The 10,965-nt window shown below is 54.2% G+C and carries 11 protein-coding genes; 5 read left to right on the top strand and 6 right to left on the bottom strand.

Annotated elements, in window-relative coordinates; genetic code table 11:
- Window positions 1-203: 203 nt before the first annotated feature.
- Window positions 204-1,133: an AmmeMemoRadiSam system protein B gene (amrB, locus tag JRF57_14090; protein MBW2304829.1), complete on the top strand. Its 930-nt coding sequence runs from the start codon at window positions 204-206 to the stop codon at window positions 1,131-1,133.
- 168 nt (window positions 1,134-1,301) lie between these two features.
- Here amrB and JRF57_14095 read toward each other — a convergent pair whose 3' ends face one another.
- The 3 genes from JRF57_14095 to JRF57_14105 form a co-directional block, all read right to left on the bottom strand.
- Complete coding sequence (locus JRF57_14095; protein ID MBW2304830.1) at window positions 1,302-1,823, bottom strand: rhodanese-like domain-containing protein; 522 nt, start codon at window positions 1,821-1,823, stop codon at window positions 1,302-1,304.
- A 177-nt stretch (window positions 1,824-2,000) separates the two neighbouring features.
- Complete coding sequence (locus tag JRF57_14100; GenBank protein ID MBW2304831.1) at window positions 2,001-2,717, bottom strand: DUF1573 domain-containing protein; 717 nt, start codon at window positions 2,715-2,717, stop codon at window positions 2,001-2,003.
- Between the two features lie 115 nt (window positions 2,718-2,832).
- Window positions 2,833-3,177, bottom strand: coding sequence for a winged helix-turn-helix transcriptional regulator (locus JRF57_14105; GenBank protein MBW2304832.1), 345 nt, complete (start codon window positions 3,175-3,177; stop codon window positions 2,833-2,835).
- A 153-nt stretch (window positions 3,178-3,330) separates the two neighbouring features.
- Here JRF57_14105 and JRF57_14110 point away from each other — a divergent pair, with 153 nt between their 5' ends.
- Window positions 3,331-3,495, top strand: coding sequence for a hypothetical protein (locus JRF57_14110; GenBank protein MBW2304833.1), 165 nt, complete (start codon window positions 3,331-3,333; stop codon window positions 3,493-3,495).
- Between the two features lie 180 nt (window positions 3,496-3,675).
- Here the strand turns inward: JRF57_14110 and JRF57_14115 are convergent, their stop codons facing one another.
- Window positions 3,676-4,725, bottom strand: coding sequence for a patatin-like phospholipase family protein (locus JRF57_14115; GenBank protein MBW2304834.1), 1,050 nt, complete (start codon window positions 4,723-4,725; stop codon window positions 3,676-3,678).
- A gap of 761 nt (window positions 4,726-5,486) precedes the next feature.
- Here JRF57_14115 and JRF57_14120 point away from each other — a divergent pair.
- From JRF57_14120 to JRF57_14130, 3 genes are all read left to right on the top strand, one after another.
- On the top strand, window positions 5,487-6,560 hold the full coding sequence (locus JRF57_14120) for a radical SAM protein (GenBank protein MBW2304835.1): 1,074 nt from the start codon (window positions 5,487-5,489) through the stop codon (window positions 6,558-6,560).
- 75 nt (window positions 6,561-6,635) lie between these two features.
- Window positions 6,636-7,373, top strand: a complete 738-nt coding sequence (locus tag JRF57_14125) for a DUF72 domain-containing protein (protein ID MBW2304836.1) — start codon at window positions 6,636-6,638, stop codon at window positions 7,371-7,373.
- A gap of 195 nt (window positions 7,374-7,568) precedes the next feature.
- Entirely contained in the window at window positions 7,569-8,012 is a 444-nt protein-coding gene (locus JRF57_14130; GenBank protein MBW2304837.1) for a DsrE/DsrF/DrsH-like family protein, read from the top strand.
- Between the two features lie 71 nt (window positions 8,013-8,083).
- On the opposite strand, the gene JRF57_14135 is transcribed toward JRF57_14130, so the two are convergent.
- Window positions 8,084-8,530, bottom strand: coding sequence for a tetratricopeptide repeat protein (locus JRF57_14135; protein ID MBW2304838.1), 447 nt, complete (start codon window positions 8,528-8,530; stop codon window positions 8,084-8,086).
- On the bottom strand, window positions 8,508-10,835 hold the full coding sequence (locus JRF57_14140) for a PBP1A family penicillin-binding protein (GenBank protein ID MBW2304839.1): 2,328 nt from the start codon (window positions 10,833-10,835) through the stop codon (window positions 8,508-8,510). The genes JRF57_14135 and JRF57_14140 overlap by 23 nt, the downstream gene beginning before the upstream one ends.
- Between the last annotated feature and the right edge of the window lie 130 nt (window positions 10,836-10,965).

Here is a 10,965-nt window from a genome sequence, read left to right on the forward strand (position 1 = left end):
AAACAAACAGAAAGCAACCCATTGCCCATTATAGGGATTTTTCCGGGGATGTCCCGGACAAAGTGATGGCAGGGACGTGGTTATTAAAGAAGCTTGTATTTTAATAGAGTTCATTTGAATTGAAAAGTTGCGTGATATTTGCAGAAATGGCCGCAGCAGGCGGGATTCACCGTAAACGTTTGGATATCAGAGGAAAGAATGTCATGAAAAGAACAGATAAAACCCTTCCCCTCATCCCTCTGATCCTCCTTTTCGTCTTTCCGGGAATTTTTTTCACGGATAAGGCCTGGGGCGAGGATCCCGGGGATATCCGCCCTTCTGTTCTGGCAGGAACCTGGTATCCCGGCGACAGGGAGACTCTTTTGGAGACGGTGAATTCCTTTTTATCAGGAGTATCGCCGACTCCCAGCCCTGGGAAGGAAATCAAAGGTGTTTTGGTCCCCCATGCAGGCTACCGGTATTCCGGCCGTATAGCTGCCTTTGCTTACAGGGCCCTTGTAGGTGCCGGGTTCAGGCGTGTTGTTCTGATCGGACCGAGCCACAGGTATCCTTTCCGAGGAGTCTCCGTGAATCTCCAGGGAGGATATCAGACCCCTTTGGGCGTGGTCCCCGTGGATGTAGAGTTGGGGAGGAGACTTGCCGGGACCTCCCCGATTATCCGTTGGGTTCCGCGGGCCCATGCCGCCGAACATTCCCTGGAGATCCAGTTGCCTTTCCTGCAGCGGGTCCTTGGGGAGTTCCAGATTGTTCCGGTGCTTATGGGGGAGCAGGATTTAGAGACCTGCATGGAGTTGGCAGGAAGCCTTGTCAAAGTCCTGGGGTCTGGTGAAGGTACTTTGCTCCTGGTCAGTTCCGACCTTTCCCATTTTCACCCGGCTAAGGAGGCCGAGGTCCTGGACGGGGTTTTCATCCGGCATGTAAAGGCATTTGATCCCAAAGCCTTGGCCCGGGCCCTGGGATCCGGGGAGTGCGAGGCCTGCGGCGGGGGGCCTGTGGTGGCCGTTATGATGGCGGCCGGGGAACTAGGGGCCGTGCGGTCCGAAATCCTATGCCACGGCCACTCTGGCCAGGTGACCGGGGATTTTCGCCGGGTGGTCGGGTACCTCTCGGCTCTTTTCCTGGCGGGAGAATGAAATCATATCGAGTAGCGTTACTTGCCCGGAAGCCGGAGCTTTTACGATTCGAGAAAATGGGGCGGACGGTAACCTTTCCTGATAACAATTTTTCAATTGAAATTCCAGAGGGCTGTCCTCTTCATCGCGGCAGGGGGCCAGGATCAACGCCGGCGGGATTTTGGAGGACTAACCTGCGCCGGCTCCGTTGGAAGGGGCCCCGTCATTACCCCTCTCAATAGGCAGGTTGTTTTCAACCCAAACGCCCCATCCGTTTTCAAGGATACGGACATCTTGAAATCCGAACTCCAGTAATGCCTCGGCCAGTTTTCTGGCTAGAGGACAACGTGTTCCATCGCAGTAAGTCACAATGACGGCATCCTGTGGAACGTCGGCCAGTACGGAAGAAAAGTATCGATCGAATTCTTGGAGCGGAAGACTTCGGGCCCCGGCCAGATGCCCTTTTCGGAAGTCCTCGGGTGAGCGGGCATCCAGGAAAAAGGCTTTGCCGGATTGGAAGAGGCGGCGGGCCTCTTGAAGGGAGACCACCCGGATATCACCGGCTCCCCCGGGTGGAATCGGTTCCAAGGGGTTCAACCCTTCCGGGTGGAAGTGGTTGGCGAGAAGCCCCATCCCCGTGGCAAAGCAAAGGATGAGGGCTCCCTGCCAGAGAGAGGGGAAAAAGGAACGGTTCCAGCATGAAAGAAACATGGATTTATTACCCCTCAAGGTCATTTCAGGCAGCAATGGCAGCCGTTAACTTGTGCCCATCCAAAAATGGCCCTTTTCCTCAATCTTCCGCCTTTGCCGCTTGGCATCCCAAGCTGGGCGGTTAAAATCTTCGCCTTCCTTGACCTTGAACAAAATTGCCTGCTTTATGGATGGGCACTAACTTGAAATACGCCCCCAGATCCAGATTGTTATTTCGGGCCTTTCTGCATAGTTTGTCCGAAATTTCAGGAATCCCCTGTAATTGCCCGCTTTCCCGGGGATACTCTCCAGGCGGACCCTGAATTTTTTCCCTTTCTTGATTTCAAGTATTTCGTAAGTGAGCCTGCCTTTCAGGTTGAAATCCAGGGGGGTCAGCTTGAGGGGTTTTTCCCTCTCGGCGACGATTTCCACCTCTCTTTCAAGCTTTTCGCCTTCCTTGCCATAAAAATTGACATATCGGCGCGAGAGTGTAATGACCGGCTTGACAAATGCCTTCACGGTAAGGACCACCTCGGGCCTGCCCGGGTCGTTGGTGTAAAGGCGGGCCTTCTCGGTGACGGGGCCCTTGAATCCCTTGGTATTGACTGAAACGGTGATGGTTTCTTCTCCACCGGGGGGAATGATCCTGTTGAAGGATCCAACCGTGGTGCAGCCACAAGTGTGGAGGATCTTTTTGATTTCAAGGGGCTTGTCCCCCTTGTTCAGGATTTTGAAGGATCGCTGGATGATTTCTCCTTCCCAGACTTCATTGGAGTCGGGGAGGGGCTCCTGCAGGACCAACTCAGGGCCGTTTTCAGCCAGGGCCCCAGGGCAAGCGGGGCCCCAACCGGAAAGAAGGACGAGGAGGGCCCATGGCAGGGAAAATCTTATCCAGTCCTTTATCTTGAGGGGCATGTTCTCTACACCTCCCTCTGTCAAACAGCCTGTGATTATCCTTAATGCTCGTCAAAGGAATCTGGGGGTCGGCCGGCCCGTTTTTCCCCTTTCGGGGAAGACCCCATTTCCAAGGCTAACGCCTGCAGACCTCCTCACGGCGGATCCCGGGTAGTTTCGCCAAGATACTCGCAACTCCCGGGTCATCTTCGAGCCAATGCCGGAGGTTCCCGAGCAATGTCGCCACGTACGGGCTCTCGTTCCCGTCCGCGAGACGATAATTGACCCAGAGGCCGTCCTTTTCCGAAGATACGAATCCCGCATCTTCCAAGATCTTTAGATGCTTGGAAACGGTTGGCTGGGAAACCTCGAGGGCCGCCTGGATTTCGCAGACACAAAGGGTCCTTCGCTGGAGCATCTTTATGATTTTCACCCGGTTGGGGTCAGAAAGGGCCTTCATGGCCTTTAGAAAATTTTGCAATGATTTACTCCAGGGGTGTTATATTGTTGTTTGTGAATATAAAGCAGGGAATAAGGAAGGTCAAGAAAACAGGGATACGGTTTTGTTTCGGAGCGGTGATCCTGAGTCGTTTTTTTCCTCTGGACGAGGAAATGGAAAGGGCAAGAAAGGCAAATGAAAAAAGAAGAGGATACGATTTGTTACTGTTTCGGGTACACCCGCCGGGATATCGAAAAGGATATTGCATCAAACGGAAAGTCGATGATCATGGAGAGGATCATGAAGGAGAAGCGCTCCGGGAACTGTGACTGTACACTTCGTAACCCCAAGGGACGATGATGCCTCCCCGATGTCCGCCGTGTCGTGGACAAGGTGTTGGGATGACCAGGTGATGAGCCGTTTTGATGCCTGTAAGGGTAATGTCCTGTGTGGGGCCTGTTCTTGCCTTATGCGGGGCCGAGGCTCAACCCTATACCCGCCCCACCGTCATATAAGAGAGAATGGCCCTATCTCACCGTGTCAGCCTGGCAGCGTACCCTCGGAAGGAGAAGTTTCCTGCGTGCCGGGGGGTGCCTTTTCAAGGATGACCCAATCCGGGGAGCCCTCGAAAAGATCACCCGCGGGGCTCGTGATTTTCTTTGCCCAGGGAATGCCTTTGAAAAATTTCCGAATCATTTTCCTTCGAAATCCATGCCTCAGCAGGGCTTTTATCTCTTCTATCTTGGATTCAGCAGCCCTTTCTCCTTCGCGGATGATATCCTCGTAGCAGAAGAAGTCAGTCCATTCGAACTGCTTCACCGAAGGCTCGATAAGGATGTCGGCCTTTTCCCTGCTCCGTCTGTTCAAGTAAAAACTCATGATTTCCATAGCCCGGTTGATAGCATCAATACCGTCCTCAATCGGTGGAACCCTGCATAAGGAGAATCCGGCATCAACCCCGATGACGATTTCAGCACCCAGGAATGTGGCGGGATTTGTGGGTATCCTTTCCACAACGGCGCCGTCTGCAAGGATCATCTCTTCTCTTCGGACCGGGGCCATGAATCCCGGCACGGCGCAACTGGCCAGCACGACTTCAATGAGGGACCCTTCTCTCAATACCACTCCCCGGCCGGACACAAGGTCCGCTGCCACTGCCGCATAAGGAATAGTGGTCTGGTCAGTATCAACGTCCGGGAGAAAAACCCGGAGGGTCTCCCGCACCTCCTCTTCCGATACCAGGGCCTTTTTAAGCATAGCGAGGCTCAGGAAAAGATGTTTTTCCGCAATCCGGACGAGACGATGCATGAAGTTGGTTTTTGCCAGGTTGAAGGGATGAATCTTCTCCAATCGCCTCAGGCCCCTGTTTTGGGGGGCTTCATCTGCGAAAAATTCGGAAATTCTGGCCTCGAGAGCGGCTGCATCCGGTTTAAGTGCATAAGCAGCCCCAACCAGGGCGCCCATGCTGGTCCCCACGATCAGGTCGACGGGGATGCCCTCCCTCTCAAGAACCTTCAATACACCTACATGGGCAAAGCCTCTTGCCCCTCCTCCTCCAAGGGCCAGCCCTATTTTCGGCCTCGTGTCCATAATCGAGTTTTTATCAGGGATTTTTTTCTCCTCTCCATCTATACGCCCCGAATTATCGGGCCTGTCCGGGGTAGCACGGATTCCATCCTTTGAAACTGAATTAAATCCCGACCGACGGTGATGTGGAAATTTACCGTCCCAGAGAGAACTTCATCTTTATGTTTTTGACTTTAAGTACAAGATAATGCCGAAAAGGTGGGGGGCAAGGTAGAAACCGTGGATACCGGTGCGAGAGAATCCACGAGGCGGAACAGCCCCGGAGATTTGATGTCCTGATCTCCACCCGCACGGGCTTCCTGCCGCAGTCGCCGAAACGGTAAGTATTAATTTTTCCTTGACATCAATGGGTTACGGTTTATTTTGAATGATAAAACGGAATTAGTTAGTGTCCATCCATAAAGCAGGCAATTTTGTTCAAGGTCAAGGAAGGCGAAGATTTTAACCATCCCGCTTTAGAATGCCAAGCGGGACAGGCATCCATGCATTGAAGTATTTCGAGGATTAAAATCTTCGCCTGACGCAGCCTGGCCGCCGCTGTCTGGCGGGCTTGTCACGCCGTAGCCATAGCGAAGGCGGAAGATTGGGGAAAAAGGCCATTTATGGATGGACACTAGTTAAATCATCTGTTCCGATTCAGGGCAGCCCGTAAATCCAGGTTGAAACCGGCAGGTACCTTTGGCCGGGGGAACCTTCGTGTTTTTTCTCCGGGATTTGCAGGAAGGAATTTCAAACGTCATGCTTCCTGAAAGGAGGATAACATCATGATGGGACAATTCCGGTACAAAGCCTTAAACGGAATCAGGGCGCTTCGTCGATGGGTGGTACCCTATATTCTTTCCGAACTGCACCCCGATAAATTTCATCCTGTCCTTTGTTATCTCTTCACGGACTGGAAATGCAACGTGGATTGCCATTACTGCTTCCAGAACGACAACGCCAGACCCGGTATGAGCTGGGAGACGGCCAAATCCTCAATCGATTGGCTTAAGGCCATAGGATGTCGTGTGCTCTCGATTATGGGTGGTGAACCCCTGATCAGGAAAAAATTTATTCTCGATGTGATCCGTTATGGTTCTGAAAACGGTTTCTTCGTCTATCTGCCGACAAACGGGCAGCTCATGGATGAAAGATTCATCGACGAGATGGGAGAGGCCGGCCTGGCCGCCCTCAACCTTGCGGTGGATTGTGTGGAGCCGAAGCCCGGACTTCCCAAGGCCTTTTCGAAGATTGAGCCACAGTTTCGTTATCTGGTGAAACAACAGGAAAAATACGGGTATCTTGTCTTTCTCAATATCAACATTTGCCGAAACAATATCGAGGATGCCAGGAGACTCACGGAGATCGCCCATGAGTACCGCATCGGCACGGATTATCACCTGAATGAGGCGCCTCACGATTTCGTGCGGACAGATCATTATAAACACAAGGAGGACAGCCTCTATATCCTTCCGGAGCAATATGATCAGGTGGACGAGTTATTGGACTGGCTCATAGAAAAACAACAAAGGGATCGCTGGCCCATGGTCAATCCGGTCGCCCATCTGGAGACACTGAAAAAGAGGATGAGAGGGACTATTCCGGCATGGGACTGTCGGGCCGGCCAGAGCGGATTTCTCATCCGGCCTGATGGGAGCCTTGCCCCCTGTTTCGACATGATCACCTATGATCATGATTGGGGCCATATCTGGAGGCCCAGGTTCGATCCCGAAGAATTGAAGGCCCTCAAGGCGAAGTGCCTTCCAAATTGTTCGTCCACCTGTTTCTATACCTTGGGACACTATTATAATCCCCGATACATCCCCGAGTGGGTCCGAAAACACGCGAGGGTGGGCTGAAAAGGACTGATTCCGGAATGTTAGGCCGGGGAGAGAAGGGGCCATCCCTCGAGTGTGCTTGAAAGGGAGGCGTCATTGAGACCGGAGATACGGATCGGGACTTCGGGATGGAATTACGATCATTGGAAAGGTCTCTTCTACCCAGAGGATCACCCCAAGTCGAGATGGTTGGAGTATTACTCCGGCCATTTCGACACGGTCGAACTCAATGCCACATTCTACCGTCTGCCGGCCCATACAACCTTTCTCAATTGGCACAGGCGTACCCCGGATTCTTTTTTGTGGTCCCTAAAGGCCAGCAGGTACCTGACCCATGTGCGAAGACTCGATGATCCTGAAGAACCCCTTCAGCGTTTCTACGAGGCGAGCGAAGGGCTCCAGAACAAGCGCGGTCCCATCCTCTTCCAGTTACCCCCGAGCCTTGCCTACGATGAAGGACTCCTGAAAAATTTTCTAGATCACTTGGATCCGGCCTGTCTCCATACGCTGGAAGTACGGCATCCCTCCTGGCTCCGGGACGATTTTTTCCGCGCCCTCGAGGAGTCCAACATCGCCTTTTGCATCTCCGACACGGCGGGCCGCTATCCATACACCGAGACCGTTACGGCCGACTTTGTTTACATCCGGCTCCACGGGTCAAAGACCCTCTATAAGTCATCCTATACGGAGGAAGAATTGTCCCTCTGGGCAGAGAAGATCAGGGCCTGGAACCGGACCACCTTTGTGTACTTCGACAACGATTACGGGGGACATGCCATAATGAATGCCAGGCGCCTGAAAGAACTCCTGAGCCTTCACCCCCACGTCGAATGACCCTTTCCTCACAGTCGGTCCATGGATCGATTCAGGTCTTTTAATCGAAAAAATAGGTGTTTCACCCCATGGGTTCCATCCTTGACTCTCATTACAATGATTTATTGAAACCTTGACCGACCGATTGTCTCTTATCAAGCGACCCACCTTCGGGCGAAATTCGAACAATGATATCAAATCAGGGAGGAACAATTCATGGAAGAGAAAAAGGACAAGGCCGCTTTCATTTGTGTAAAGGACACACTGGACGGCGCTTATCCGTCGCTGGTCCTTGCCATCAACGCGGCCCGTCAGGGGATGGAGGCCAAGGTTTTCTATTCCTTCATGGGGTTGAATATGCTCCTGAAAGGGGGAGCGGAAAGGGCCAAGTTCATTCCTCCCGGGGTGATGGGTGCCATTCCCGGCATGTCCACGATCGCTACGGGAATGATGAAAAAGAAGATTGACAAGGCCAACATCCCCAGCCTGGCCGAGCTCCAGGAGATAGCCCAACTGGAGGGCGTCGAGTTGATCGCATGCAAAATGAGTGTGGACATGATGGAGATCGATGAAAGCAAGCTAATTGAAGGGGCCATTGTCTGGACGGCGGAGGATTTCATCAAGTATGCCAAGGATTGCAGGATCTGCCTCTTCACCTAATCGTGCCCCAGGGGACCTTGTCCTTGACGCAGGAACAGGTGTCTCCAAATTCGGGATACAGCCTACAGCCCTTATCTTCTGATGCGTTCCTTTTGTCGCCTCACCTTTCGGATCCATCCAGGATCCTGTTGGAGGTAAATCTCTGCAAGACGGTTGAATTCCAATGCCTGGCCCCTGTTTCCCTTCATGATCCAGGCCTCGGCCAGGTAGTAATAGTTGCGGCCGTTACGGGGATCAAGAGCCACGGCCCTTTCAAGGATCCGGATTGCATCATCGGGTCTTTCGGCCTCCAGGAGCAGGCGGGCCTCTTCCGTGAGCCTTAAAGAGGCAAGGGTCCGGGGGCCGAGTCTTCTCCCGGGTTCAGGGACGCCGGGAGGGGAGGCGGGTGCCACCTTGGAAGGTGGTTCCGGTGCCCGGGCTGCAGGGGATTCACGTATTACGGGGGCACAACCCGCGGCAAGGAAGAGCACACATGCCAAGAGACCAGAGACCAACCTAGGAATTTTCAAATAAGTCATGGAGTTTCTCGATGATTTTCTTTAAGGGGTTTCGGGACCGGTGGATGGGGCAGTTTTCACCGGGAACCAGCCCCTCCAGGAAGACTTCCTTTATCGGATGGGGACACCGACCGGGCACGGCCAGTTTTCCGCTCTCAGGGCAGACGGCGGCCTCCACCACACCGGGCGGTTTCTGAAACCAGCCCCCCGAGAGGTGCTGGGGAATCTGCTTGATCAGGTCGGCCCATATGGGTAGTGCAGCGGAAGCCCCGGTTTCCCGGATGGAGGTGCCGTCGTCAAAGCCCACCCAGACAAGGGCCAGGATATCCGGGGTGTAGCCTACGAACCAGGCGTCCCGGTAATCGTTGGTTGTGCCGGTCTTTCCGGCCACGGGCAGAGTGACCCCGAATTTTCTCAGGGAACGCGCCGTTCCGCTTGTTACTACGCTGCGGAGCAAAGAGCTCATAATGTAGGCCTTGGCCGGGGAGGTCACCCTCTGAATGGTCATGTGGCGGCGTTCCAGAACGTTGCTCTTCTCGTCCACGACCTCTTTCAGGGACAGGGGAAAGGGAAGCAGTCCGTCTGCAGCAAAGGGACAGTAGGCCCTTGCGAGTTCTATGGGAATGACTTCAAGGGCCCCCAGGGCCAGTGAAGGATAAGGTTTCATGGGAGTGGAGAATCCGAAAAGACGGGCGGTCCTGGCAACGTTACCCAGTCCTACCTTCATGGCCAAGTCCACGGTCGCCAGATTCACCGAACGGGCAAGGGCTTCCCTCAGGCTGAGCCGTTTTTCCGGCACCGGGGAGAAGTTTCGGGGATTCCAGGACCTCCCCTTCACCTGGTAGGTAGCGGGAAGGTTGGAAAGCCGGGTGGCGGGGGAGAAACGATCCAGCCCGCATAGAAAGACAAAGGGTTTGAAGGCGCTTCCGGGTTGTCGTTTCGCCTGGGTCGCGCGGTTGAATTGGTTGACACCGTAATTCCGCCCCCCCACCAGGGCAAGGATGTAGCCGGTCTTGGGCTGCATGACGATGATCGCCCCCTGCAGCCGTTTCCCAGGGGCCCTGCGGGAGAGGCCGGGGTGTCGCTTCTCGATCCTTGCCAGGCCCCGGGAAAGGGCCTTCTCCGCAGCCCTCTGGACCTGGGTGTCCAGGGTGGTGTAAATTGAAAGTCCCAGGCTGGAGAGGACCTTTGGTGGGTAGAGGGCCTTGAGCTGCCGGGAGAGATAATCCATGAAGTAGGGGGCCTTTTTTCCGTAAGTATTGAACCCGGCGGGCAGTACGGGGGAAGTCACGGCCCTTTGATATTCTTCCCGTGAAATCCAACCTTGAGTGAACATCTGCTTCAGGACCGTATCCCTGCGGGCCTTACAGCGTTTCCTGCTGATATAAGGGGAATAGAGATTCGGGGCCCTTACGAGTCCTGCGATAGCCGCTCCCTCTTCCAGACTCAGTTCCTCCACAGGCTTTCCGAAGTAGAAAAGGGCTGCCTCTCCCAGCCCGTTGACCGCGACCGAACCCTTTTGACCGAAGTAGATCTCATTGAGGTAGATCTCCAGGATTTCGTCCTTGTCGTACATCAACTCGATGACCAGGGCCATGAGCATCTCCTTCAGTTTTCGCCTCAGGGTCCTTTCCGGTGTCAGGAAATAGTTCTTGGCCAGTTGCTGGGTGATTGTGGAGCCCCCCTGGGCTATCTTTCCCTTCCGCAGGTCGGTATAAAGGGCCCTGATGATCCCCCTGAGATCCAGGCCGTGGTGACGGTAGAAGCGCCTGTCCTCGGCGGCAAGGAAGGCCTTGAGGACATGGTCGGGCACCTGGCTGATGGAGATCAGCCGTCGCTGCTCCCTCTCGGGCCCGAAGAAGAGCATGAGTTCTTCGGGCTCCAGTTCCAGGAGGGGAATGCTCTTCCCGTTGCGGGCATCGACGATTGCGTGGATTTCTCCTCCCCCCATCCGGATGACGACGGGAAATCCATCCCTTTTGCGGGAGGGGAGCCGGAGATCCCGGAGGAAGATTTCGATGGACTTCTTCCCCCTTTTCCTCATTTCTCCCTTCCGGTTAGGGCGGTGTTCCACTTCCCGGTAACCTAAGTCTTTCAGCTTCTTGAAAAGGGAGGAGGAGAGGACCTTCTGGCCTGGGAAGAGGAGTGTGGAATCGGAATAGACCCGGGAAGGGATACTCCACCGCCTGTCGGAGAAACGCTTATCGATGTCCCTTGAAATGGACCACCCATAGAAAAGCAGGGGTAAAACGGCGAGTCCGAGGACAAGGCCGGCGCCCGTGAATATCGAAAAGAGGAGATGCCTTTTTTTCTCGAATCTTTTCATGCAGTAATGTCTATGGTCACTATTGTCCAAAATAGGATTTGCCGCTCCAAGCAGAGGCTTCGGATTTTCTCCGGAGCGGGCGTATTTCGGCCCTGAATCAGGACAGATGAAGGGCCGAAATCCGCAGTGC

This window comes from Deltaproteobacteria bacterium (assembly GCA_019310525.1).
In the GTDB taxonomy this organism is placed as follows: domain Bacteria; phylum Desulfobacterota; class DSM-4660; order Desulfatiglandales; family HGW-15; genus JAFDEE01.